This window comes from Bradyrhizobium sp. SMVTL-02, assembly GCF_051853005.1.
Classification (GTDB): domain Bacteria; phylum Pseudomonadota; class Alphaproteobacteria; order Rhizobiales; family Xanthobacteraceae; genus Bradyrhizobium.
This window is the reverse complement of record NZ_CP182469.1, coordinates 5,198,771-5,222,303: the sequence shown is the minus strand read 5'-3', so window position 1 is coordinate 5,222,303 and position 23,533 is coordinate 5,198,771. Positions and strand designations below refer to the sequence as shown.

General features: G+C 64.5%; 26 protein-coding genes, 2 tRNA genes and 1 pseudogene. 14 read left to right on the top strand and 15 right to left on the bottom strand.

What is annotated here, in order from left to right; all coding sequences use genetic code 11:
- Positions 1-42 precede the first annotated feature (42 nt).
- Positions 43-564 (bottom strand): FecR domain-containing protein, encoded by a 522-nt coding sequence (locus tag ACNJYB_RS24880; RefSeq protein ID WP_439369049.1) that lies wholly within the window; start codon positions 562-564, stop codon positions 43-45.
- Between the two features lie 663 nt (positions 565-1,227).
- Here ACNJYB_RS24880 and ACNJYB_RS24875 point away from each other — a divergent pair.
- Entirely contained in the window at positions 1,228-2,301 is a 1,074-nt protein-coding gene (locus tag ACNJYB_RS24875; protein WP_439369048.1) for a DUF2778 domain-containing protein, read from the top strand.
- Between the two features lie 7 nt (positions 2,302-2,308).
- Here the strand turns inward: ACNJYB_RS24875 and ACNJYB_RS24870 are convergent, their stop codons facing one another.
- Positions 2,309-2,938 carry a glutathione binding-like protein gene (locus tag ACNJYB_RS24870; RefSeq protein WP_439369047.1) on the bottom strand — a complete coding sequence of 210 codons (630 nt, stop codon included), beginning with the start codon at positions 2,936-2,938 and terminating at the stop codon, positions 2,309-2,311.
- Between the two features lie 12 nt (positions 2,939-2,950).
- Positions 2,951-3,544 (bottom strand): cysteine hydrolase family protein, encoded by a 594-nt coding sequence (locus ACNJYB_RS24865; protein WP_439369046.1) that lies wholly within the window; start codon positions 3,542-3,544, stop codon positions 2,951-2,953.
- Positions 3,545-3,672: 128 nt separating this feature from the next.
- On the opposite strand from ACNJYB_RS24865, the gene ACNJYB_RS24860 reads away from it, so the two are divergent.
- The 6 genes from ACNJYB_RS24860 (at position 3,673) to lepB (ending at position 7,011) form a co-directional block, all read left to right on the top strand.
- Positions 3,673-4,506: a LysR family transcriptional regulator gene (locus ACNJYB_RS24860; RefSeq protein ID WP_439369045.1), complete on the top strand. Its 834-nt coding sequence runs from the start codon at positions 3,673-3,675 to the stop codon at positions 4,504-4,506.
- Positions 4,507-4,698: 192 nt separating this feature from the next.
- Positions 4,699-4,768 (top strand) — tRNA-Phe (locus ACNJYB_RS24855).
- A gap of 4 nt (positions 4,769-4,772) precedes the next feature.
- Positions 4,773-4,838, top strand: a tRNA-Asn gene (locus ACNJYB_RS24850).
- 339 nt (positions 4,839-5,177) lie between these two features.
- Complete coding sequence (locus ACNJYB_RS24845; RefSeq protein WP_439369044.1) at positions 5,178-6,341, top strand: slipin family protein; 1,164 nt, start codon at positions 5,178-5,180, stop codon at positions 6,339-6,341.
- Entirely contained in the window at positions 6,338-6,781 is a 444-nt protein-coding gene (locus ACNJYB_RS24840) for a S26 family signal peptidase (RefSeq protein ID WP_439369043.1), read from the top strand. Before ACNJYB_RS24845 ends, ACNJYB_RS24840 begins: the two co-directional genes overlap by 4 nt.
- Positions 6,694-7,011 carry a signal peptidase I gene (gene lepB / locus ACNJYB_RS24835; RefSeq protein ID WP_439369042.1) on the top strand — a complete coding sequence of 106 codons (318 nt, stop codon included), beginning with the start codon at positions 6,694-6,696 and terminating at the stop codon, positions 7,009-7,011. The genes ACNJYB_RS24840 and lepB overlap by 88 nt, the downstream gene beginning before the upstream one ends.
- Before the next feature lie 107 nt (positions 7,012-7,118).
- On the opposite strand, the gene ACNJYB_RS24830 is transcribed toward lepB, so the two are convergent.
- From ACNJYB_RS24830 to ACNJYB_RS24820, 3 genes are all read right to left on the bottom strand, one after another.
- On the bottom strand, positions 7,119-7,406 hold the full coding sequence (locus ACNJYB_RS24830; protein WP_439369040.1) for a GIY-YIG nuclease family protein: 288 nt from the start codon (positions 7,404-7,406) through the stop codon (positions 7,119-7,121).
- Positions 7,407-7,547: 141 nt separating this feature from the next.
- Positions 7,548-9,188 (bottom strand): chaperonin GroEL, encoded by a 1,641-nt coding sequence (gene groL / locus ACNJYB_RS24825; RefSeq protein ID WP_247458406.1) that lies wholly within the window; start codon positions 9,186-9,188, stop codon positions 7,548-7,550.
- 48 nt (positions 9,189-9,236) lie between these two features.
- Positions 9,237-9,551: a co-chaperone GroES gene (locus ACNJYB_RS24820; RefSeq protein WP_439369038.1), complete on the bottom strand. Its 315-nt coding sequence runs from the start codon at positions 9,549-9,551 to the stop codon at positions 9,237-9,239.
- Between the two features lie 399 nt (positions 9,552-9,950).
- Here ACNJYB_RS24820 and ACNJYB_RS24815 point away from each other — a divergent pair, with 399 nt between their 5' ends.
- Both ACNJYB_RS24815 and ACNJYB_RS24810 read left to right on the top strand, forming a co-directional pair.
- The gene (locus tag ACNJYB_RS24815) at positions 9,951-10,238 is read left to right on the top strand and encodes an usg protein (protein WP_212301796.1); all 288 of its coding nucleotides are present in this window, start codon (positions 9,951-9,953) and stop codon (positions 10,236-10,238) included.
- A 339-nt stretch (positions 10,239-10,577) separates the two neighbouring features.
- Positions 10,578-11,105 carry a cupin domain-containing protein gene (locus tag ACNJYB_RS24810; RefSeq protein WP_439369036.1) on the top strand — a complete coding sequence of 176 codons (528 nt, stop codon included), beginning with the start codon at positions 10,578-10,580 and terminating at the stop codon, positions 11,103-11,105.
- Between the two features lie 137 nt (positions 11,106-11,242).
- Here the strand turns inward: ACNJYB_RS24810 and ACNJYB_RS24805 are convergent, their stop codons facing one another.
- Complete coding sequence (locus ACNJYB_RS24805; protein WP_439369034.1) at positions 11,243-12,493, bottom strand: NupC/NupG family nucleoside CNT transporter; 1,251 nt, start codon at positions 12,491-12,493, stop codon at positions 11,243-11,245.
- A gap of 161 nt (positions 12,494-12,654) precedes the next feature.
- Between ACNJYB_RS24805 and ACNJYB_RS24800 the strand changes: the two genes are divergently transcribed.
- Positions 12,655-13,893 carry an MFS transporter gene (locus ACNJYB_RS24800; protein WP_439369033.1) on the top strand — a complete coding sequence of 413 codons (1,239 nt, stop codon included), beginning with the start codon at positions 12,655-12,657 and terminating at the stop codon, positions 13,891-13,893.
- A 240-nt stretch (positions 13,894-14,133) separates the two neighbouring features.
- On the opposite strand, the gene ACNJYB_RS24795 is transcribed toward ACNJYB_RS24800, so the two are convergent.
- The 6 genes from ACNJYB_RS24795 to ACNJYB_RS24770 form a co-directional block, all read right to left on the bottom strand.
- Positions 14,134-14,892 carry an SDR family oxidoreductase gene (locus ACNJYB_RS24795; protein ID WP_439369032.1) on the bottom strand — a complete coding sequence of 253 codons (759 nt, stop codon included), beginning with the start codon at positions 14,890-14,892 and terminating at the stop codon, positions 14,134-14,136.
- A gap of 23 nt (positions 14,893-14,915) precedes the next feature.
- On the bottom strand, positions 14,916-15,674 hold the full coding sequence (locus ACNJYB_RS24790) for a peptidase (protein ID WP_439369031.1): 759 nt from the start codon (positions 15,672-15,674) through the stop codon (positions 14,916-14,918).
- 122 nt (positions 15,675-15,796) lie between these two features.
- Entirely contained in the window at positions 15,797-16,204 is a 408-nt protein-coding gene (locus ACNJYB_RS24785) for a carboxymuconolactone decarboxylase family protein (RefSeq protein WP_439369030.1), read from the bottom strand.
- A 70-nt stretch (positions 16,205-16,274) separates the two neighbouring features.
- The gene (locus ACNJYB_RS24780; protein WP_439369028.1) at positions 16,275-17,123 is read right to left on the bottom strand and encodes a transglutaminase family protein; all 849 of its coding nucleotides are present in this window, start codon (positions 17,121-17,123) and stop codon (positions 16,275-16,277) included.
- Between the two features lie 139 nt (positions 17,124-17,262).
- Positions 17,263-18,207, bottom strand: a complete 945-nt coding sequence (locus ACNJYB_RS24775; protein WP_122402567.1) for an alpha-E domain-containing protein — start codon at positions 18,205-18,207, stop codon at positions 17,263-17,265.
- Between the two features lie 5 nt (positions 18,208-18,212).
- Positions 18,213-19,631, bottom strand: coding sequence for a circularly permuted type 2 ATP-grasp protein (locus ACNJYB_RS24770; RefSeq protein ID WP_439369027.1), 1,419 nt, complete (start codon positions 19,629-19,631; stop codon positions 18,213-18,215).
- Positions 19,632-19,907: 276 nt separating this feature from the next.
- Here ACNJYB_RS24770 and ACNJYB_RS24765 point away from each other — a divergent pair, with 276 nt between their 5' ends.
- From ACNJYB_RS24765 to ACNJYB_RS24755, 3 genes are all read left to right on the top strand, one after another.
- Positions 19,908-20,645, top strand: coding sequence for a competence/damage-inducible protein A (locus ACNJYB_RS24765; RefSeq protein WP_439369025.1), 738 nt, complete (start codon positions 19,908-19,910; stop codon positions 20,643-20,645).
- Between the two features lie 36 nt (positions 20,646-20,681).
- Positions 20,682-21,209, top strand: coding sequence for a xanthine phosphoribosyltransferase (gene gpt, locus ACNJYB_RS24760; RefSeq protein ID WP_439369024.1), 528 nt, complete (start codon positions 20,682-20,684; stop codon positions 21,207-21,209).
- Positions 21,210-21,307: 98 nt separating this feature from the next.
- Positions 21,308-21,925, top strand: a complete 618-nt coding sequence (locus tag ACNJYB_RS24755) for a hypothetical protein (protein ID WP_439369023.1) — start codon at positions 21,308-21,310, stop codon at positions 21,923-21,925.
- Here the strand turns inward: ACNJYB_RS24755 and ACNJYB_RS24750 are convergent.
- Together ACNJYB_RS24750 and ACNJYB_RS24745 are read right to left on the bottom strand one after the other, a co-directional pair.
- The gene (locus ACNJYB_RS24750; protein ID WP_439369022.1) at positions 21,922-22,155 is read right to left on the bottom strand and encodes a hypothetical protein; all 234 of its coding nucleotides are present in this window, start codon (positions 22,153-22,155) and stop codon (positions 21,922-21,924) included. The genes ACNJYB_RS24755 and ACNJYB_RS24750 overlap by 4 nt on opposite strands.
- Positions 22,152-23,174, bottom strand: a complete 1,023-nt coding sequence (locus ACNJYB_RS24745; protein ID WP_439369021.1) for a methionine synthase — start codon at positions 23,172-23,174, stop codon at positions 22,152-22,154. The genes ACNJYB_RS24750 and ACNJYB_RS24745 overlap by 4 nt, the downstream gene beginning before the upstream one ends.
- 145 nt (positions 23,175-23,319) lie before the next feature.
- Between ACNJYB_RS24745 and ACNJYB_RS24740 the strand changes: the two are divergent.
- Positions 23,320-23,457: pseudogene (locus ACNJYB_RS24740) on the top strand (thiol:disulfide oxidoreductase); the annotation flags it as partial.
- Between the last annotated feature and the right edge of the window lie 76 nt (positions 23,458-23,533).

The following is a 23,533-nucleotide window of genomic DNA, read 5'->3' as shown; positions in this document are numbered from 1 at the left end:
CGCGAACCTTAATCGTATTCTCGGGGCCTCATTGGCCCAGTCTTATTGACCCAGTCTTGCCATCAGCGCGTCGACGCGCGGCTGGCCCCATGTCTTGACGGTCAACGGGCCGGTCGCCTCGACGTCGACGCCTTCGCCCGCTCCGAGCACGACGCCGCGCCCGCCACTCCTGCGGGAGACGCCGACACGGCCATCGGCGACGAAGACCGCGGTTTTGGCCTCCGCGACATCGACGGCCCATTTCGTGCCGCGCACCGCGGCGATCGCCCGTGGCGTCAACACCTTGAAAGGATTGCCGCCGGGCTTTTTGGGCACATCGACCAGCAGCGCCTTGCTGCTCAACTCGACGGAGTCGATATGTCCGTCGCGGTTGGCGTCCTTAAGTTCAAACCTGGCGCCATTCTCCGCAACGATCGTGATGCCGTTGTCGCAGCGCCAGACTTGCGTTCCGGCTGCGGATGGCGACGGCGTGCAACCTGCGTTGGCCGGCTGCGCCGCCGCGCGTCCCGTCAACGACAACGTCCACGCCAGGGCAATGAATCCGGCGCGTGCGACCCCTTTCATGCCAGCCTCCGTTTTGCGTGCTCGGCACAGTTCAAGGCGATGTTGATACGGTACCGTATCACCCGCGGAGGCTGCTGAACAGTGCCGCCTCTCGCAGGTATTTTCGCGCTGCGGCATTTTCCAGATCCGATGCAATCAACTTTCAGTCAGGGCAGGCGCGCTGCGTGAGCACCGACTCTTCTCCCTCTCCCCGTTCTGACGGGAGAGGGTCGGGGTGCGAATGGGACATGGCGCGCACCAGCCTCGCGCAAGCTTCCCCGTTATGATCGGGGCATTGAAGACCACGAAAATGACTTGGTTGGATGTCCTAGAGAGGTGGCCGTAAGACGATCGGTTGATCGCCAGATCCAGCCGAGAATTATGGTTAACAAACGCGACTAAGTCCGCAGTTCTGCGGGCTTTTTTCTAACAATGAGACAGCGTTAACGAGCTGCCCCACATCTGCCCGAACTTAATCCGCATTTAACTAAAAGTCGCCTTAATGACGCTCCGACCCTCTGCGAGATGCTGTTCCCGGATCGTGACCAGCGGCGCTTCGAAGGGGGACTGAGTGACACCGTCCTGGACGCAAGGCGAATGAGTACGAGTATCGCTGCGCAGAGTAACGCGGCACGAAAGTCCAAAAATCCTGGCAAGAATTCTCTTCGGAAGCCTTCCCGGAAAATGACGACCACCAATTGGCTTGGCGCCGCCGCGATCGGCTGCGCCGTGATCGGCGCCGCCTGGACCATCCACAGCAACATCTTCGGCGCGAGCGTCTATCCGACCGTCGGCAGCATTGGCTACGACGAGCCCGTGATCAAGCGTGCGCCCAAGGTGGTGCTGCGCGAGGCCAGCGAGGCCATCAACGAGACCTTCGCCCTGCTGCCGGACCGGCTCCAGGTCGCAGCGCCGATCTCGCGCGAGATGTTCAACGAGCGCTTTGCCGCCGCTGCCACGCAGGGCGTGCCGTCGAGTGCGGCGAGCGCCGCGCCGGCGACCCAGGTTGCTGCGGCCAAAGACGCCCCGAAGCAGAGCGTGATCGCGAAGGTCGCGGAAGCGCTGAAGCCGGCTTCTGCCAAGGTCGCGGATGCCGCCAAGGCCAAGCGCGCGCCGGAGGGCCAGGTGCAACTCGCCTCGGCGGATCCGGCCGAGATCGTGCCGGCGCCGGAGGCAAAACCAAAGTCCTTCGCCGACCGCGCCAAGGCCGCGGTGATGTCGATCACCGGTCCGCGCCAGTCGATGGTGGAGAAGCTCTGGGGCAAGCGTGAGCCGTCCGGCGGGCTGCTCGCCTATGCCTCGGCCGATGCCAGCGTGACCGCATCCATCGCGCCGAGGGAGCAGAACCCGATGCTCGGCGGCGCGCCGCCCTATGAGCGCGACACTGCGGTGTACGACATCACCGCCAAGATGGTGTATCTGCCCGATGGCACCAGGCTCGAGGCGCATTCCGGCCTCGGCTCCAATCTCGACGATCCGCGCTCCTCCAAAATCCGCATGCGTGGCGTGACGCCGCCGCACATCTACACGCTGAAGCCGCGCGAGGCGCTGTTCCACGGCGTGCCGGCGCTGCGCCTGACCCCGATCGGCGGCGAGAGCGCGATCTACGGCCGCGACGGCCTGCTCGCGCACACCTTCATGCTCGGGCCGAACGGCGACTCCAACGGCTGCGTGTCATTCAAGGACTACTACGCGTTCCTCGACGCCTACCGCAACAAGGGCATCCGCAAGCTCGCGGTGTTGGCGCGGGTGGATTGATCCGCGCCTAGGCCGCCACGCTCTTGCGCAGCGCCATCTCGGTCGCGATCGCCTCCCGCACCGCGGGCCGCGCCTGCATGCGTTCGAGATAGGCCGCCAGCGACGGCCACTGGGCGACGTCTACCCCTGCGGGACGGAGCAGCAGCAGCGCCCAGGTGAGATGGGCATCCGCGACGGTGAAGCTGTTGCCGACGAGGAATTCGCGGTTCGCAAGGTGCGCTGACGGCACCGACAAGGTCTGCGGGATTCGTGCCCGGGGCTTGGCGAGCGAGCCGTCGTCCTTGTACCAGAAGGTCGGAAACAGGAACGCTTTGTGGATCTCGGCGCCGATGAAGCTCAGCCATTCCTGCAGGCGATAGCGATCGGGATCGCCGAGCCGCGGCGCAAGACCCGTCTCCGGTTTCAGATCGGCGATGTATTGCAGCACCGCCGCGCTTTCAGTCAGCCGCTCGCCGTTCTCCAGCACGAGGACCGGCACGGCTCCCTTCGGCGATACGCCGTGAAAATCGCTGTCGTCGTCCGCGATCATCTTGGTCCTGAGATGCACCAGATGATAGCGCGCGTCGAAGCCTGCTTCCATCAGAGCGATACGGCTCGCGAGCGAGCAGGCCATCGGCGAGAAATAGAGTTGCAGCATTGCGTTGCTCCATTATTTCAGTGCATCGCCGCGCGCGATGATGGCGAAGCGGTCGGATAGCTCGGCGAGCGCAACCTCATGAATGGTCCGAGCGTCCAGCGTGCCGCCGCGGCCGTCCGGCAGGTCGCGCGTGGCGCAGGCGTCGGCGTCGATCGTGGTGCGAAAACCGAGGTCGAGCGCGGCGCGCGCCGTGGAGCTGATGCACATATGCGTCATGAAGCCGGCCAGCACGATGTTCTTCCTGTCGGTCGCGGCGAGGCGCGCCCGCAAATCAGTGCCGGCAAACGCGTTCGGCAGCTCCTTCTCGATCACCAGCTCACCCGCAACGGGGCTGAGTTCGGCGACGATGGCGCCGCGCTCAGCGCCGCGATCGAACAGGCCGCCGGCCTTGCCGCGATGGGCGATATGGATGATCGCGGCTCCGCTCTCGCGTCCCCGCGCCAGCAGCGCGGCTGCCCGCGCGATCGCAGGTCGTGCGTCGGCCAATGCGAGAGGGCCTGCGAGATATTCGTTCTGGATATCGATCAGCACCAGCGCTGCGTCGGCAAGACGCGGCGGGTTGAGATCGGCGCCGGCGAGCTGCAGCAGGGTCTTGGCGTTCGTCATGGTGTTTGAAATCTCCGGAGCAAGAGGCCGAACCAACATAGCCCCGGCGATGGCTGCCGATATGCAGGGATATTGCAGCGGGTGGCTGCGATATTGCAGGCTCCTCCCGCCCGGTATAACCTCGCACGATGAATTGGGACGATCTGCGCATCATCGCCGCCGTCAGGGACGAGGGCAGCTATGCCGGTGCCAGCGCGCGGCTGCGCATCGACGAGACGACGGTCGGGCGCAGGCTGTCGCGCATCGAGCGTGCGCTCGGTTTGCGTCTGTTCGAGGCCGCCGACGGCGTCCGCAGACCGACGCGCAGTTGCGAGGCGGTGCTGGCGCATGTCGAGGCGATGGCCGCCCATGCCGCCGAGATCGGCCGTCTCAGCGCGAGCCTGGAAGGTCCGGTGGGACGCCTGCGCATCGCTTCCACCAACACGGTCGCCGAGGAGGTGCTGTCGCCGCGCGCGAGCGACTTCCTGCGTGCAAATCCCGGCCTGACGCTGCAATTCCTCACCTCGAGCGAGAACGTCAAATTTTCGCGCTGGGAGGCCGATCTCGCCATCCGCCTGCGCAAACCCGACAAGGGCGACTTCGCGATCTCGAGGCTCGGCGACATCCGCATCTATTATTTCGAGCCTGATACGACCGGGGGCGAGCCGATGCTGTGCGCCTATCCGGACGAGCTCGGTGCCATTCCCGAGACGCAATTCCTGCGCACGAAGAAGGCCCGCGCGCGCTGCGTCACCGACAACGTTCGCGTCATTCGTAACCTGATCCGCGCGCATCAGGCCGCCGGTGTGTTGCCGGAATATGTTTGCGCGGACCTGCTCGGCGATCGCCGCCTGCGCGCCACGCTGCTGCCGAAGCGGCGCGACGTCTGGCTGCTGGTGCAGAACCATCTCAAGCGCGACGCTGCAGCGCGCGTGACCATTGACTGGGTGAGGGCGTGTTTCCACGAGATGTCGCGCGGTTGACGCGATGCCTCGGTGTGACGATCGCGTCACAGCGCGCAAGGTGCGAGGAAAAATCTTGCCACCCCTCTTGCAACCCGAACGTGCCTGGTCTATTAGCGCCGTCCTTCGCTAGGCCATGGGTTCGGGCTTCCTGGGATCCCGACTGGCGCGGGCCGGTCTCCGGTTTCGTGTTCCGCCGAATGAAGGAGAAACGCAGGACGTAGCTCATGGAGAGCGTCGGGCTGAACACCCGAAGGCATCGGTTCGATTCCGGTCTCTTGCACAAAGGATAGCTCAGTTTGGTAGAGCAGATGACTGTTACTCATCCTGTCGCGGGTTCGAATCCCGCTCCAGCGCTCCGTTTCAGCCTGATAAGCTGATACCTCTGAAGGGGACCGGACGCGCGCTTCAGTCGCCGTCCGGCCGCATTGCCCAAAAGGCTTTCGTCCGAACAACGACACTGTGAGACCGGCTTTGCGCCGCGGGTAGATACCGCTTGCGCCGATGCCGGGTGGCTCCGCACGGCCGCGCGACAGGCGTCGCGCGATCGCGCGCGTGCGCCCGTCGCGACGCAAGCTCAAGCCCCGGCCCGCCGATTTTTCAGGAAGCGTCGTCCGTGTCCTCACGTCCTTTGCAAACGCAACCCGCCATCCGGCCGCGTTCGGCCGGAGGCAACATGATGGAGGCGTGCGATGACTTCTGAACAGACTTGGCATCTGCTGACGCTGAACGTGACGGTGAAGGATGGCGAGCGTGCGTTGCTGACGCGCAACGGGCAGCTCGTGCGCGTGCTCGCGCCCGGCAAGCACCGGCTGTTCGATCCACTGCACGAGCTGAAGGCCGAGGTGCTCGACGTGGTCCGCAGCGAATTTTCTGCGGAGCACTACGCGGTGCTGAAGGCCGCGCGGCCCGATCTTGCCGCCGAGCTGTTCGAGGCGGTCGAGACCAGGGCGGACGAGATCGCCATCGTCAGCCTCGACGGCCGGCCCGTGCATCTGATGACGCCCTGGCAGGTGCGCGTCTACTGGAAGGTCGCAACGCGCATCGATGTCGAGCGCATCGATGTGTCTGCTGATCCCAAGGTCAGCGCGCGGCATCTGGCCATGATCGAGCGCAACCGCTCGGCCGTGACGTCCGAAACGGTGGTCGAGAACCACGAGGCGGGCCTGCTCTATGTCGAGGGCCGGCTCGTCGAGCGGCTCGCGCCCGGCCGGCACGCCTTCTGGACCGTCGGCCGCAAGATCGAGGTGAAGCGCCTCGACCTGCGGCCCCAGGCGGTCGAGATCACCGCGCAGGAGATGCTGACCAAGGACCGCATCGCGCTGCGGGTGACGCTGACGGCGTTCCGTAAGGTGGTCGATCCCGAGCGGACGGTTGCGACCGTGCCCGACGTGGATGCGTGGCTGTACCGCTTGGTGCAGTTCGCGATCCGCGAAGCGGTCGCGGGCCGGACGCTGGACGAGGTGCTGTCTGCGAAGGCGGCGCTGGATGCGGAGCTGCGCGACTATGTGCGCGCACGCGTCGCGGAGTCCGGCGTGGAGGTGACGGAGCTCGGCGTCAAGGACGTGATCCTGCCCGGCGAAATCCGCGAGCTGGTGAACAAGGTGGTGGAGGCGGAGCGGGTCGCGAAGGCGAACCTGATCCGCCGCCAGGAGGAGACCGCGGCGACGCGTTCGCTCCTGAACACCGCCCGCCTGATGGAGGAGAACCCCCTGCTGCTGCGGCTCAAGGAGCTGGAGTCGCTGGAGCGGCTGGTCGAAAAGGTCGGCCGCATCGACCTCCATGCCGGCGACGGCCAGGGCCTCGATGCCCTCCTGACCCGGCTCGTGCGCCTGAAGGCGCCCGACAGCGCATGAAACCGAAGGGCCGCCCACGGGCGGCCCTTCACATGCGCGTCGCTTGCGGTGAACGCGATCCGCGCGACGCGCGACCAATTCGCAGGTTCGCGGGGGATTGCACGCGCGCGCAGGTTGCGTACTCTCGCGACGACTATTGTCTTGATCGGGGCAGGCGCATGAGCACTTTTCAGGAGAGCATCCGGCCCGCGGCGCGATCCAGCGAATGGAAGGCGATCGTCGTCCTGATCCTGCTGATCCCGGTGCCGTGGTCGCCGCCGTTCCTGGTTCGCTTCTTCCTCTACCAGCCGTTCAACATCCCGTCCGGCTCGATGAGGCCGACGCTGGTGGTCGGCGACTACGTCTTAAGGAGGTGTTCGCCGATGCCGCGTGCGGAGGCGATGACCAGGCGAAGGCCAAACGCTGGCGCGAGACGCTGCCGAACGGCGCGAACTATGTGACCTACGACTGCATCGACAACGGCTTCCTCGACAACACCAGCGTCTACACCGTGTCGCCAGGCCATTTGTTCGTGCTCGGCGACAACCGCGACAACTCCACCGACAGCCGCATGATGAGTGCGATGGGCTTCATCCCGATGGACAATCTGATCGGCAAGGTGACGCGAATTTTCTGGTCGCTGGACGAGAACGGCGATCCGCATATGGAGAGGCTGGGGAAGGTGGAGTGAGGGGACCGTCGTCCGGGACGGCGCGGGACGCCTGGTTGCGCCACGCTATATCCGGCTGTCATTCCGGGGCAGCGCGAAGCGCTGAGCCCGGAATCCATCAATCTGGCTCAGCTCGCAATTTCTGGATATAGGTCGATCCACTGAGGATTCTTCTCCTCAATAAGCCGGACCTTCCATTCCCTTCGCCACTTCTTCAATTCCTTCTCGCGTGCGATGGCGGTGAGGAGATCGTCGTAAATCTCGAACCAAACGAGCCTGTCGACAGAGTATCTTTTGCTGAAACCGGCGACGGCTTTGCTCTTATGCTCATGGATGCGGCGGACGATGTCGTTCGTCACGCCGATGTAGAGCGTACCGTATTTCTTGCTGGCAAGGAGATAGACGTAATAGGCCATGTGCAAGTAGTGAAATGGATTCCGGGCTCGCGACTTCGTCGCGCCCCGGAATGACCAATTGCACTACTTTGGCGTGTATCGCTCAAAACAAAAACCCCGGCATCGCTGCCGGGGTTTCGTAGTCCTCGAGGTAGCCGGACCTTAGAAGTCCATGCCGCCCATGCCGCCGCCCGGGGGCATCGCCGGGCCGGCGCCGCCCTTCTTGGGCAGCTCGGCGACCATGGCTTCCGTGGTGATCAGGAGCGCGGCCACCGAGGCAGCGTTCTGGATCGCGGTGCGGACCACCTTGGTCGGGTCGATGATGCCCTTCTTGACGAGGTCGGCATATTCGCCGGTCTGGGAGTCGAAGCCGTAATTGTAGGCCTTGTTCTCCAGGATCTTGCCGACGATCACCGAGCCGTCTTCACCGGCGTTGATCGCGATCTGGCGAGCGGGCGCCGACAGCGCCTTGCGCACGATCTCGACGCCGGTCTTCTGGTCGTCGTTCTTGGTGCGCAGGCCCTTGAGCTGCTCGGAAGCACGGAGCAGGGCGACGCCGCCGCCCGGGACGATGCCTTCCTCGACGGCCGCGCGGGTCGCATGCATCGCGTCATCAACGCGATCCTTGCGCTCCTTCACCTCGACCTCGGTCGCGCCGCCGACGCGGATCACCGCGACGCCGCCGGCGAGCTTGGCGAGACGCTCCTGGAGCTTCTCACGGTCGTAGTCCGAGGTGGTCTCCTCGATCTGCGCCTTGATCTGGGCCACGCGCGCCTCGATGTCGGCCTTCTTGCCGGCGCCGTTGACGATCGTGGTGTTCTCCTTGTCGATCATCACCTTCTTGGCGCGACCGAGCATGTTGAGCGTCACGTTCTCGAGCTTGATGCCGAGATCTTCCGAGATCGCCTGGCCGCCGGTCAGGATCGCGATGTCCTGCAGCATGGCCTTGCGGCGATCGCCGAAGCCCGGAGCCTTGACGGCCGCGACCTTCAGGCCGCCGCGCAGACGGTTCACGACCAGGGTCGCGAGCGCTTCGCCTTCGACGTCCTCGGCGACGATGACCAGCGGCTTGCCGGTCTGCACCACCGCCTCGAGCAGCGGCAGCAGCTCGTTCAGCGAGGAGAGCTTCTTCTCGTTGATGAGGATGTAGGCGTCGTCCATCTCAACGCGCATCTTGTCGGCGTTGGTGACGAAGTAGGGCGAGATGTAGCCGCGGTCGAACTGCATGCCCTCCACGACGTCGAGCTCGGTCTCGAGCGACTTGGCTTCCTCGACGGTGATGACACCCTCGTTGCCGACCTTCTTCATGGCGTCGGAGAGGAACTTGCCGATCTCGGCATCGCCGTTCGCCGAGATGGTGCCGACCTGGGCGATCTCGTCGTTCGAGGTGACCTTCTTCGAGTTCTTCTCGAGGTCAGCAACCACGGCTTCGACCGCGAGGTCGATACCGCGCTTGAGGTCCATCGGGTTCATGCCGGCGGCGACCGACTTGGCGCCTTCCTTCACGATCGCGGCCGCGAGTACGGTCGCGGTGGTGGTGCCGTCGCCGGCCGCGTCAGCGGACTTGGAGGCGACTTCGCGCACCATCTGCGCGCCCATGTTCTCGAACTTGTCCTCGAGCTCGATCTCCTTGGCGACAGTGACGCCGTCCTTGGTGATGCGGGGCGCGCCGAACGACTTGTCGAGCACGACGTTGCGGCCCTTCGGACCGAGCGTGACCTTCACCGCATTGGCGAGGATGTCGACGCCGCGCAGCATCTTGTCGCGCGCTTCAACCGAGAATTTGACTTCTTTGGCTGCCATCTGGAATTTTCCTTGGATAATGTTTGACTGGAGGGAGGAGAGGGGCTCTTAAGCCGCCTTCTTCTTGGACTCGTTGACCTCGAGAACGCCCATCACGTCGCTCTCCTTCATGATCAACAGGTCCTGGCCGTCGATCTTGACCTCGGTGCCGGACCACTTGCCGAACAGCACGCGGTCGCCGACCTTGAGGTCGATCGGGATCAGCTTGCCAGCTTCGTCGCGGCCACCCGGGCCAACGGCGACGACTTCGCCCTGGGAGGGCTTTTCCTTGGCAGTGTCGGGAATGATGATGCCGCCTGCGGTCTTCTCTTCTGCGTCGATGCGCTTGACCACGACGCGGTCGTGAAGCGGACGGAATTTCATGCAGTCCTCCTAAACATTTGCACGAGTTGAGGATTTTGGATTGTTAGCAATCGATGCCCGCGAGTGCTAGCACGAGCGAGGTTGAAATAGGACAGGATTTTTGCGGGGGCAAGGGCTTCTAGCAGAAAAATCAGCACCCGGAAGCGGGGACTGCCAGAATCTCTTTTCCATCGTTAACCAGCCTGGAGGCCTCTTCGAGGCCCCCTTGGGAGACCGTATTAGCACGGAGACATGTCTGCTGCTAACGCATTGAACTTCAACAGCTTGTTAAACTTTTGGGCTTGAGCTGGGTTGTCAGTTTGCGTCACATTTCTCTCATGTGAGCGCATCGATTCCGGGTGGCTCCCGGGGCATGGATCAAGCCACCCCCTGTATGCGCTCCTGCAAAGGAGGTTTGGCATGGGACTGCGCGTTGGGGGTGTTTCCGAAGACTTCCGGAAACAGATGCTGGGCTACGGGCTGACGACGGCACAAATTCTCTACCGGATGCCGGATCATCCCTCGCTGCTCCAGACCTATGTCTGGCAGAACTACGACATGTTTCCAAAATTCCCGGCGCTGACGGATTTCCTGGCCTTCTGGCAGGAAAAGCTCGACGGTCCGCTCCATTCGGTCACCGTGGCGCATTCCAAGCTGATCAAGCCGGCCGAGCTGCGCGCCGTCGACGGCGTGTTCCGGCTAAATTGATTTAAGGCGTGGTCTCGTCGGGTGGGCAAAGGCGCGCTCCTCGCGCGCGCCGGGCTTGCCATTGCTCCGCGATCGCATCCGATATGGCGGGCACGCTTCGCTTTCCCCACCCCACGAACACGCTGCTACTCCTGGCTCATCATGCGGGAGATTAAGTCGGCGGGGGAACGGATACGAGACGACGGCCGTTCGCCACGACAGCTTCGGACAAGCTACGAGCGGTCGGCTCCATCGCGTCTGCTGGCCCGAGCCCGCAATTGCTGCCTGGTCCAGGACTGGCTAGTCTGCCGTCGGGTTGCACCCGTCCGGCGGGCGCGGCCCGGATCAGGGAGGCAGACAATGGCCAGGCAAAAGGCATCAAGACCCGCAACCAAGACCGCGGTGAAGAAGCGGAGCGGCGCCAGGGCCGCGGCGCGGTCCTCGGCGCGCAAGGCGGTGAAGGCAAAGGCGCGCACCACCGCACCGAAGAGGCCCGCACGTCGGAAGCAGCGCATCGCGATCAGCCATCACCGCGAACAAGACTTCAAGGCCGACGGCTTGCGCGCCTACGCAAAATACCGCGACCTCGGCATCGCCGATGCGACCCATGGCCTCGCGCAGGCGCATGTGATCCGCCTGCAAGGCCCCTGCGATCCGGCAGAGGTCTCAAAGCTGCATTTCCACGACGTCGAATTCCAGATGGTCTATGTGCTCAAGGGCTGGGTGAAAACCTACATGGATGGGCAGGGCGAGACCTTGATGAAGCAAGGCAGCGCCTGGACCCAGCCGCCAAAGATCAAGCACATGATCCTGGATTATTCGGACGATGTCGAATTGCTGGAGGTGATCCTGCCGGCGGAATTCAAGACGGTGGAGCTGAAGGCTTAGAGGCGTAGGTGTCGGAGGGGGCGCCCAGGTCTCTCGCTCGTCATTGCGAGGAGCCCTTGCGACGAAGCAATCCAGACTAACTCCGTAGACGCATTTCTGGATCGCTTCGCTTCGCTCGCAATGATGGGTGGACAGAGCTAACTCAACACCCCCACCACTGCCCCGATCAAGCACGTGGTCAGCGTCCCCGATACGATCGACTTGAGTCCCAGCGCGTTGATCTCCTCGCGCCGCTCCGGCGCCATCACTCCCAGGCCGCCGATCATGATGCCGAGACTGGCGAAATTGGCGAAGCCGCACATCGCGTAGAGCATGATCAGGCGCGAGCGCGGGTCGAGCGCATCGGGCGGCAGCTTCGAGAAGTCGACATAGGCGATCAGCTCGTTGAGCACGGTCTTGGTGCCCATCAGGCTTCCGGCCGTCACCGCCTGGTCCCACGGCAACCCCATCAGCCAGCACACCGGCGCCATGACGAGGCCAAGCAGGCGCTGCAGCGAGATCGCGGCGCCCCCGATGTTTGGCAACAGGCCGAGAATGGCGTTGACGAGATAGACCAGCGCCACCAGCACCAGCAGCATCGCGACGATGTTGATCAGCAGCTCGATCCCTGCGCTCGTGCCCTTCACGATCGCGTCCATCGTGTTGGCGACCTCCATCTCCGGATCGTCCAGCGCGCCGCCGGTGCGCTTGTCGGAGGTTTCCGGCACCATGATCAGGCTGACGAGGATCGCCGCCGGTGCGCCCAGCACCGAGGCGATGACGAAATGGGCTGCGGCGTCGGGGATGAGCGGAGCCAGCAGCGTCGCATAGAGCACCAGCACCGTTCCGGCGATGCCGGCCATGCCGCCGGTCATGACCAGGAACAATTCGCTGCGGGACATTTGCGAAAGATACGGCCGCACGAACAGCGGCGCCTCGACCATGCCGAGGAAGATGTTGGCCGCGGTCGACAGGCCGACCGCGCCGCCGACCCCGAGGGTGCGCTCCAGCAGCCAGGCCATGCCGCGCACGACCGGCGGCAGCACGCGCCAATAGAACAGCAGCGTCGTCAGCACGCTCATGACGAGCACGATCGGCAACGCCTGGAACGCCAGGATGAAGTCGGCGCCGGGCACCTTCAGGTCGAAGGGCAGGGGGCCGCCGCCGACATAGCCGAACACGAAGGCGGAGCCGGCGCGCGAGGCCGCCGAGATCGCGCCGACGGCGTCGTTGATGGCGCCGAAGGCATGGGCGACGACCGGCAGCTTCAACAGCACGACCGCGGTGATGAAGGTCGCGGCGAGGCCGATCGCCGCCTGGCGCAGCGAGACCGCGCGGCGATTCTCTGCCAGCGCGAAGGCGATCAGCAGCAATGCGAAAATGCCGAGTGCCGATTGCAGGCGAAGCATGATGTCCCCAAAACCCCCAATGATTATGGCCGCGCGTGCGTTGCAAAGGCAATGCCGACCGGTCACCGAAGTGCCCCGTTGTTGACAAGCGGAGCCGTCTCAGCCACGCGGGAAGGCCCATCAGATCAAGGAGCGGACAGTCCGAGGTGACCGAAGAGGCGATGCCAGAGCAGCGAAGATCCCAAAATCCGCCGGTCAGCGCCGGCGCGCTCCTCGCCCACCGCGCCTTCCTGTTCTTCCTGCTCTCACGCAGCCTGTCGCGCTTTTCGAGCCAGATCGCGGCGGTCGCGATCGGCTGGCAGATCTACGATCTCACCGGTTCGGCCTTCGATCTCGGCATGGTCGGGCTCGTGCAGTTCCTGCCCACCGCGCTGCTGGTGTTCGTCGCCGGCCATGCCGCCGACCGTTTCGAGCGCAAGCGCGTCGTCCAGCTCTGCCAGCTCGTGGAAGCTCTGACCGCGCTCTATCTCGCAACCATCACCTATCTCGGCGCGGTCAGCGAGGTGCAGATCTTCATCGCGACTTTCGTGCTCGGCATTGCCGGCGCCTTCGAGAGCCCGACAACCGCGGCGCTGCTGCCGCTGATCGCGCCGCAGGGATCGCTCCAGCGCGCCACCGCGGTGGCGAGCGGTGCGGGGCAGGTCGCGACCATCACCGGTCCCGCACTCGGCGGTTTCGCCTACGCGATCGCGCCACATTTCGCCTATGCCTTGATGCTGCTGTTCTGGATTCTTGGGATGATCCTGACGGGCTTCATCCGGCCGCGCCCGCAGGCCGTCACCAAGGACATGGACGACGCGGACAATATCTTCGCCGGGGTCCGATTCATCCGCAGCAATCCCGCGATTCTCGGCACCATCTCGCTCGATCTGTTCGCGGTGCTGTTCGGCGGCGTCACCGCGCTGCTGCCGATCTACGCCCGTGACATCCTGCAGACCGGCCCGGTCGGTCTCGGCGTGCTGCGTGCGGCGCCCGCGGTCGGCGCGCTGCTGATGACCATGGTGCTGGCCCGTCAGGCCATCTCGCGCCATGTGGGCCTGCGCATGTTCCAGGCCGTGATCGTGTTCGGCATCGCCACGATCGTGTTCGCGTTGTCGTCATGGATGTGGCTGTCGGTGCTGTCGCTCGCGATCCTCGGCGCAGCCGACACGATCAGCGTCGTGATCCGCTTCTCGCTGGTGCAGCTGTCGACGCCGGACGAGATGCGCGGCCGGGTCGGTGCGGTGAATTTCCTGTTCATCAACGCGTCGAACCAGCTCGGCCAGTTCGAGAGCGGGCTGACGGCCGCCCTGTTCGGCACCATGCCCGCCGCCGTGCTCGGCGGCGTCTGCACGGTTGCAGTGGCGCTGCTCTGGATGAAGCTGTTTCCGAGCCTGCGGCAGGTGGAGAGCCTGGAGTAGGGGATACCCCTCTCGACGTCATTGCGAGGAGCCCTTGCGACGAAGCAATCCAGAATCTCGCCGCGGAGGCAGCCTGGATTGCTTGGCTTCCGCCGTCGCTCTTCGAGCTATGGCGGACAAGGCGCGCGCAAGGAGGATTGTTGAAGCAGCTCGTGGACTTAACTCGCGCCATCCCAGCAGCCGGCAGAAGTCGGCGCCTCTTGCCGCTTACTGTGCATGGGGTTGTTTTCGCAATTTTTGTCAGCCCCGTCCGACGAACGGCATCTTGGTCGCCATGACCGTCATGGTCAGCACGTTGGCATCGAGCGGCAGGCCGGCCATGTAGGCGACCGCATCGCCGACCGCCTTGGCGTCCATGCGCGGCTCGTGCTTGGTGGTGCCGTCGGGCTGCAGCACGCCGGGGCCGTTGACCATGCGGTCGGTCATCGGGGTTGCGGCATTGCCGATATCGACCTGGCCGACCGCGATGTCATACACGCGTCCGTCGAGGTTGCTGGCCTTGGTGAGGCCTGTGATGGCGTGCTTGGTCGAGGTGTAGGCCGCCGAGAACGGCCGCGGCGCATGCGCCGAGATCGAGCCGTTGTTGATGATGCGGCCGCCGCGCGGGGTCTGGTCCTTCATGATGCGGAAGGCGTGCTGGGTGCACAGGAACGGGCCGGTGAGGTTGGTGTTCACCACCGCCTGCCACTGCTCGAGGCTGAGGTCCTCGAAGTTGACGGCGGGCGCGCCCATGCCGGCATTGTTGAAGAGCACGTCGAGCCGGCCATAGGTCGCCTTCACCTTGTCGAACAGCGCGGCGATCTGGTCCGGCTTGGTCATGTCGGCGGTGACGCACAGGCTCTTTCCCGCCGGGCCGAGCTTGGCGGTCTCCTCGAGCATGTCGAGCCGACGGCCTGCAAGCACCACGGTGAAGCCGGTGTTCATCAGCGCCAGCGATGCCGCGCGCCCGACACCGGTGCCCGCGCCCGTCACCACTGCGATCTTTTTCGCTTCACTCATCGTTTCCTGCCTTTTCTCTTCTGTCAGGTTTTGGATTCTTTTTCGTTCTTGTAGGGCGGGCGCGGGATGTTCTGGTGCGCGGCGCGCAAGGCCGCCGACCAGCGCGAGCGCAGATCGTGGAAATAGGGCTCGCCCGCCTCGATGCGGTGGTTGAGATCGGCTTCGCAGGCGTCCGTGCGCACCACCAGAACGTCGATCGGCAGGCCGACGCCGAGATTGGACCGCATCGTCGAGTCCATCGAGATCAGGCCGGTCTTCAGCGCCTCATAGAGTTCGACGTCGTAATGCATGGCGCGGTCGAGTACCGGCTTGCCGTATTTGTGCTCGCCGATCTGCAGGTAGGGGGTGTCGGTGGTGCACTCGATGAAGTTGCCGGCGGTGTAGACCATGAACAGGCGCATGCGCGCGCCCTTGATCTGGCCGCCGAACAGGAAGGAGACGTCGAAGGAAACGTCCTCGGACTTCAGCGCGGGCCCTTCGGTTGCATGCACCGCCCGGATCGCCCGGCCGATGCGCTGGGCGGCCTGGAACATGGTCGGCGCGTTCATCAGCGTCTCGATCTCGCCCGTGTTGGGGTCCTCGAGGCCTTCGGTCAGCGTCGAGAGCACCGATTGGCTGATGGCGAGGTTGCCGGCGCTGGCAATCGCCATGATGCGGTCGCCGGGCTTGGAGAAGATGTGCAGCTTGCGGAAGGTCGAGACGTTGTCGAGACCGGCATTGGTGCGGGTGTCGGCGATCATCACCAGACCGTCCCGAACCAGGATTCCGCAACAATAGGTCATTTCAAGTCCTCGAACGCGAGCGCTTTTGCCAGCGCCAAACTAGTAGCCAATTTCGCCGGCCGCTCCAACCCCCGAATCCCGCGGGGGGAGGTCGTCAATCCGGGGCGCGACGGTAGTCCGACTCAGTCGACGGCATCGACCAGAAATGCCTCGTCGACGGGGACGCCGAGCGCTGTGACCAGCCGGTTCGTTTCCGCCGCCATCCCGACGATGGCGAGCAGCTCGCCATATTCGGCCGCGGTCATGCCCTTGGCCCGGGCGGCAGCGGTGTGGGAATGGATGCAATAGCTGCAGCCATGCGCGATCGAGACCGCGACATAGAGCATCTCCTTGACCTTGGGATCGAGCGCGCCCGGAGCCATCACCTCCTTGAGGCTCTCCCAGGTCCGCCGCAGCGTCTTCGGATCATGCGCCAGCGCGCGCCAGAAATTGTTGACGAAATCCGACTGCCGCACCTTGCGGATGTCGTCGAAAACGGCGCGCGCCTCGCTGGAGAGCTCATCGTCCGAAAGCAGCTTCACGGTCGCCATGGGTATCCCTCGCAGGGTCTGATCTGAATCCTGCGATTGTAACACGGCTCAGCTGTCCGGCTGGCTGTGCCTAGCTCTGCCGCTGTGACTGCCACTGCGATTGCCCGCCGCGGCCGGCCTGCTCGACCTTGACCGCGACCGTCAGCGTCTCCGCGCCGCCGCCATAGCGGGTGCCGCGCACGGGGGCGGCGCCGAGATAGTCGAGCCCGATCGCGACGCGAACATGGGCGTCCGTGGTGCAGATGCAATTGGCGGGATCGAAGCCGACCCAGCCGAGATCAGGGACATAGGCCTCCGCCCAGGCGTGGCCGGCGTCCTGGTGCACCGTGCCGTCGGAGCGCAGGAAATGGCCGGAGACGAAGCGCGCCGGCACGCCGCCGGTGCGGGCGCAGGCAATGAAGATGTGCGCGTAGTCCTGGCAGACGCCGCGCTTGAGCGTGAACGCCTCGGCCGCCGAGGTGCCGCTGTTGGTCGGGTCTTCGTCGAAGGTCATGTGGTCGCTGATCTCGCTCATCAGCGTGTGCAGGAAGCCGAGCGTGTCGCTCTCCGCCTCGCTGCGCAGCTGCCGTGCGACCGCCGTCATCGCCGGATTGACCGAGGTGAGATCGGTCGGGCGCAGGAACATGCCGGGCGGAAAGCGCTCGTCGGCGCCGCGCAGCACGCCGCCGGTGTCGTGGGTCTCGATCAGCCCTTCGGCGGTGATCTTGATGTCGCCGACGGGGCCGCAGGACAGCACATGGGTGACGTTGCCGAAAGCGTCCTCGTGGGTGTCGAGCCTGGTGTCGGTAAAGACGTCTATCTGCCACTCCGCCACATATTGTCCGTCATGGCTGCACGGCGTCATGCGCAGGATCTGGATCACGCTAGTGGCCGGCGGCTCGTAGCGATAGGTCGTGGTGTGCTGGATTCGCAGGCGCATGGTGTTTCTAGATCGGTCATTCCGGGAGGCGCGACGTTACCGCAAAGCGGCCCGGTGCGCCGGAACCGGAATCTCGAGATTCCGGGTTCGATGCTGCGCATCGCCCCGGAATGACGAAGGGTGAGTGGTTCGGTCCTGACTAGATCAAATACTGCTTCGTGATGATTTCGCCCAGCCTGGAATTGTCCGCGATGAATTCCTGAATGAATTCATGCACCCCATGCTGGAAAATGTCGTTCATGTTGCTGTGTTCCAGCCGGTTGCGGATGCCGCGGGCGTGGCGCTGGGCGGGACCCTGGCGGCCATAGGCGACGCCGATCTGGTCGAGATTGCGCACGAGGTTGCCGTAGCAGCTGGCGAGCGAGCGCGGCAGCGTGTCGTTGAGGATCAGGAGATCCGCGATCAGCCAAGGCTTCAGCGTCTCGCGATAGACCCAGTGATAGGCCGTCAGCGCCGAGACCGAGCGCAGGATCGAGCTCCACTGATAGAAGTCGAGCGGACCGCCGACATGCTCTTCCTCGGGCAAGAGCACATGGTACTTCACGTCGAGGATGCGGGCGGTGTTGTCGGCGCGCTCGAGGTGCACGCCCATGCGCGAGAACCAGTAGGCGTCGTTGCGCAGCATGGTCCGGTAGGCCGAGCCGTCGAAGCGCAGCGAGGTCTCCTGCACGAAACGCAGGAATTTGGCGAGATCCTCGCGCGTCGAGGTGCCCTTGCTCCAGACCGCCTGGAGCTCGATCCAGGCCGAGTTGATGGTGTCCCACATCTCGCTGGTGAGCGCGGTGCGCACCGAGCGCGAGTTCAGCCGCGCCGCCTCGATGCAGTTCCTGATGGAGGACGGGTTGTTCGGCGAGAACGACAGGTACTCGACGACGTTGTGCTCGTTGGCTTCTTCATAGGCCTGATAGAAGCTCGCCGCGACGCCGGCGGTGAGCAGCGCCGAGTCCCATTCATTGGTCTTGCCGATATAGGCGGCGGGAAGCGCGGTGACACGCAGCGTCGCATCGATGGTGCGCGCGAGATATTCGGCCCGTTCGACGTAGCGGGCGAGCCAGTAGAGGTTTTCGGCGGTACGCGACAGCATTCTCTCTACTCGTCCAAAATCCAGGTGTCTTTGGTGCCGCCGCCCTGGCTCGAATTCACCACCAGGGAGCCTTCCTTCAGCGCGACGCGGGTGAGGCCGCCCGGCACGATCGTGGTGCTCTTGCTGCCGGTGAGCACGAAGGGGCGGAGGTCGACATGGCGCGGGGCAAGGCCGCTCGCGGTGCAGGTCGGACAGGTCGAGAGTGCCAGGGTCGGCTGGGCGATGAAGCCTTCGGGCTCGCGCTTGAGCTTTTCACGGAAGGCTTCGATCGTCGCCTTGGTCGCGGCGGGGCCGATCAGCATGCCGTAGCCGCCGGAGCCGTGCACTTCCTTGACGACGAGCTCGCCGAGATTGTCCAGCACATAGGCGAGATCCTTCGGCTCGCGGCAGCGCCAGGTCGGCACGTTCTTCAGGATCGGCTCCTCGCCGAGATAGAATTTCACGATGTCAGGCATGTAGGAGTAGATCGCCTTGTCGTCGGCGATGCCCGTGCCGACGGCGTTGGCGAGCGTGATGTTGCCGGCGGAATAGGCCGACATCAGCCCGGGCACGCCGAGCACGGAATCGGGACGGAAGGTGAGGGGATCGAGGAAGTCGTCGTCGACGCGGCGGTAGATCACGTCGACCCGCTTCACACCCTCGGTCGTCCGCATGAACACTTCGTTGTTCTTGACGATGAGGTCGCGGCCCTCGACCAGCTCGATGCCGAGCTTGTCGGCCAGGAACGAGTGCTCGTAATAGGCGGAGTTGTAGACGCCCGGCGTGAGCAGGGCGACCGTCGGCTCGCCCGAGGCGCTCTGCGGCGCGACCGAGCGCAGGGCCGCGAGCAGCTCGTCCGGATAGCGCTCGACCGGCGCCACCTTGTGGCGGGCGAACAGGTCCGGAAACAGCCGCATCATGATCTCGCGGTTTTCCAGCATGTAGGACACGCCCGAGGGCGTGCGTGCATTGTCCTCCAGCACGATGAAGTCCTCGGCGTCGACCCGGACGATGTCGATCCCGGCGATGTGCACGTAGACGTCGTGCGGCACCTGCTGGCCGTTCATCTCGGGGCGGAAGACCGGGTTCTGGAAAATCAGATCGTCGGGCACGACCTGGGCGCGGATGATATCGCGGCCGTGATAGATGTCGCGCAGAAACATGTTGAGCGCGCGCACGCGCTGCTTCAGGCCCTTCTCCAGCAGCGCCCATTCCTTGCCGGACATGATCCTGGGGATCACGTCGAACGGGATCAGGCGCTCGGTCGATTCGGAATCGCCATAGACCGCGAAGGTGATGCCGATCCGGCGGAACAGGAGCTCGGCCTCCTGGCGGCGATATTCGAGCGCCTCGGGAGGCGTCTCCTTGAGCCAGCGTGCCAGCTCCTGATAGGCGGGGCGAAGGTCCCCGCCGGGAATATTCATTTCATCAAACGCGACTGCCATAGATCCCGACTTGTCTCCGCAAGGCCTTGCGCCATTGGACAGGTCGTCAGGCCTTGGTGAAGACCGCAACGTCCTGGCCATGCGGCAAGAGTGCATGACTTTCATGTGGTAGCAAGGGCCGGGCCAGCGCGATAAGCATGGACTGGCAGGATTTGCCGGGGATGACCGGTGGCTTGCCTGAAAAAATGGCTGAGGACTGCTTATTTCGGCAGCAAAACCGCGTGACTTCAACGCGTTACCTCGGCAAAGTCGGACCACAGGTGAGGGACAGAGTTTATGAGCGAGATCGTCACGGCGGGCATTCTGGTCATCGGGGATGAAATCCTGTCCGGCCGGACCAAGGACAAGAATATCGGCTTCATCGCCGAATACCTGACCAACATCGGCATCGACCTGAAGGAAGTCCGGATCGTCTCCGACGACGAGGCCGACATCATCGCCGCGTTGGATGCACTGCGGCATCGCTACACCTACGTCTTCACCACCGGCGGCATCGGGCCGACGCATGACGACATCACCGCCGACAGCGTCGCCAAGGCCTTCGGCGTCGGCATCGATCATCACCCGGAGGTGGTCGCCCGCTTCCGCGAGCGCTGGAGCGAGCAGGACCTCAATGAGGCCCGCCTGCGCATGGCCCGCATCCCCGACGGCGCGGAGCTGATCCAGAGCGCCACCATCCTCGCCCCGGGGTTCAAGATCGGCAATGTCATCGTGATGGCGGGCGTGCCCTCGATCATGCAGGCGATGATGGACATCGTCTCGCCCAAGCTGAAATCCGGCGTGCGCATGCTGTCCGAATCGGTCCGCGCCAATGCGCGGGAGGGTGACATCGGCAGCCCGCTGCGGGCGATTGCCGCCGCCCATCCCGACACCATCATCGGCAGCTATCCCTTCATGGACGAGGAGCAGAAGCCGAACACCAATCTGGTGGTGCGCTCGCGCGATCCGGATAAGCTGGCAGCAGCGATGGCGGCGGTGAAGGAAATGCTGGCGGGATTGAACATCACTCGCTAGCAGAGAGTTTGCCGGCAGATGAAGCAGGAGAGGACAATGGCTGGTGAAGCACCGGAGCTGAGCGCGCAGGAGCGGGCAGGCAAAGCCTTTCCGGTCTCGTGGGACCAGTTCCACCGCGATTGCCGGGCGCTGACCTGGCGACTCAACGAGGTCGGCCCGTTCCACGCGGTGATCGCGATCACCCGCGGCGGCCTGGTGCCGGCCGCGATCGTCGCGCGCGAGCTAGGGGTGCGCGTGATCGATACGGTCTGCATCGCCAGCTACGATCACAACAAGCAGGGCGAGCTGCAGGTGCTCAAGGGCATTTCCGAGGCTGCCATGAAGCTCGGCAACGGTACCGGCAGGGGTCTCCTGATCGTCGACGACCTCGTCGACACCGGCAAGACCGGCAGGCTGGTGCGCGAGATGCTGCCCGATGCGCATTTCGCCACGGTCTATGCCAAGCCGATGGGCCGCCCACTGGTCGACACCTTCATCACGGAGGTGTCGCAGGATACCTGGATCTTCTTCCCCTGGGACACCGCGCTTTCCTACCACCCGCCACTGCGCGATGGGGCGGCGTGAGGGACGCCGTCATTGCGAGCGAAGCGAAGCAATCCAGAAATGTATCCGCGGCGGCAGTCTGGATTGCTTCGCTGCGCTCGCAATGACGGCGCAGCACCATGCCCCTGCAAAACCGCGTCACGGCCACCGGGGACATCATCGCAACGCCACATCGGGGCCTCTTCACCGGCAATCGCGGCATCATCCACGATCCCGCAACGAAGACGCTGCTGAACAAGCGCTGGTCGTCACCGGCCTGGATTACCTGCCTGTGCGAATTCCGGGGATGGCGGCGTCCGGTGATGGCTCGGCGGAGCTGGACCGAGCTGTTCTTCCTCGACGAGGCGACCGCGTTTGCCGCAGGGCACCGGCCCTGCTTCTTCTGCCGCCGCGACGACGCCAATCGCTTTCGCGCGGCGTGGGAGAAGGGGAACGGTGTCGGCGGCATCAGCGCGAAGGCGATGGATGCCGTCCTGCATCAGGAGCGGCTCGATCGTGGCAGGAAACGGCTGCATGAATTGCCGATGCCGCTCGCGCAATTGCCCGACGGGGCAATGGTGCATCAGGGTGACCAGAGCTTTCTGGTGATGCAGGGCAGGACGCTGCTGTGGTCGTTCGCGGGCTACGCCCCGCATGCGCGCGCTCTCGATCGTCCGATGTTGCTGACGCCGCCGTCGACGCTGCGTGCGATCATTGCCGGATATCAGCCGGTGCTGCATCCGACGGCGCGCAGCTAGCGCAGCGGCTTGCCCTCTTCATCGACGGTCATCCGCGCATCGCGCAGCGCCCATTCGCGGATCAGCTGACGGCAGCCGGTCAACTCGGCTTCGCGGGCGGCATGCGCATCCTTCGACGCCCGTTCGACAATGGCCTTGCAGTTGACGAGCACGGAGCGATCCTCCGCGCGCGCCGGCAACGCGCCGACCACCAGCGCAGCGACGATACAGGCGACGCGCATCGCCATCATCCCAGCTTCTCGCGCGCCAGCGCCGCGCCGGCGCCGAGCGCCATCAGCTTGGCCTCTGCGATCTCGCGCCGCATCGGCGCCATGCCGCAATTGGTGGTGGCGATGATGTTGCTCTTCGGCACGAATTTCGACACCGCCTCGATCACCTTCACGACGTCCTCGGCGGTCTCGACCGTGTCGCTGGCGACGTCGATCACGCCGGCCTGCACGATCTTGGCCTTGAGCAGTGCGAGCAGGTCCAGCGGCACCTTCGAATTGCGGCACTCGATCGCGACCTGCTGGATCGGGCTCGCATCGATCGCCGGGAAAATCTGCTCGTATTGCCGCCATTGCGCGCCGAGCGTCTCCTTCCAGTCGGTATTGGCCTTGATCCCGTAGCCGTAGCAGATGTGCACGGCGGTGGCGCAGGTGAGACCCTGCGCGGCGCGCTCCAGCGCCTTGATGCCCCAGTCGTTGACCTCGTCCATGTAGACGTTGAAGGCGGGCTCGTCGAACTGCACGAGATCGACGCCGTCGGCCTGCAGCGCCTTGGCCTCCTCATTCAGCAGCTCGGCGAAGGCAAAGGCCATCTTGACGCGGTCGCCATAGTAGCGGTCGGCAATGGTGTCGACGATGGTCATCGGGCCGGGCAGGGTGAATTTCAGCTTCTTCTTCGTGTGCGTGCGCGCGACGCGCGCCTCAAAGTCATGGACGCGGCTATTGAGGCGGAGCGGCGCGACCACCTGCGGCACCATCGCCTTGTAGCGGTCCTTGCGGATGCCCATCTCGACCTTGTGGGCGAAATCGATGCCCTCGATCTTCTCCAGAAAACCGTGCACGAAATGCTGCCGGGCCTGCTCACCCTCGGTGACGATATCGATGCCGGCGTCCTCCTGGACCTTCAGCCAGATCAGCGTCGCATCGCGCTTGGCGCGAGCAAGTTCGTCGCCCTGCGACTTCCAGGGCGCCCAGAGCATGTTGGGCTCGGCGAGCCATTCCGGCTTGGGCAAGGAGCCGGCGATCGTGGTTGGAAACAGCATGGCGGCCCTCCCGGCGGGTTGAGTTGCGCCCCTTCCTGCCATGTCCTAACGTCGAGGTACAGAACAACGAAAGTCGCTCTCTATTCCGGCGGCGGCGATGGGGAAGGCCGAAACAAAGGCCAAAGGAAAGACCAGGGGACAGGTCATGATCGACCTCTATTGCGCACCGACGCCGAACGGCTGGAAAATCTCGATCATGCTGGAGGAACTCGCGCTTCCCTACACGGTGAAGCCGGTCAACATCCGAACCGGCGAGCAGTTCAATCCTGAGTTTCTGGCGCTGTTTGCCACACCCCTGACTGCGAGGAGCCCTTGCGACGAAGCAATCCAGAATCGTTCCGTGGAGACACTCTGGATTG